Here is a 331-nt window from a genome sequence, read left to right as displayed (position 1 = left end):
AATATAATCTCTTTTTAAATCTAAATTTCCTTTATATTTTTTTAAATCTACCTCTATTTCTTTGATTTCTTTTAAATAATTTTCTAATTTTTTTTCAACATCAGTATTATTCTCATATGCTTTTCTTGCACCATTTAACCCTTCCCAAAAAAACATTTTAGTATAATCTCCAATCCCATGAATTTTTAAATCAGTTAATTGTTGTTCAATTCTTTGAATATTATTTGTTTTTATACTAATTTCTAGACTATCTTCACTTAAAATTGAGCTCTCTTTTTTAAAATTTAAATATTTAATTTCAGAAATATTCCCTAACTCTTCTAAAAAATTA

At 20.8% G+C, this 331-nt stretch carries 1 pseudogene; it reads right to left on the bottom strand.

Going from position 1 to position 331, the window contains the following annotated elements:
• A pseudogene (locus L988_RS13760) lies at positions 1–331 on the bottom strand (hypothetical protein); the annotation flags it as partial.

The sequence above is a fragment of the Cetobacterium sp. ZWU0022 genome, assembly GCF_000800875.1.
Lineage (GTDB): Bacteria > Fusobacteriota > Fusobacteriia > Fusobacteriales > Fusobacteriaceae > Cetobacterium_A.
The sequence above is the reverse complement of the archived record's forward strand: the minus strand, read 5'-3'. Positions and strand labels throughout refer to the sequence as shown.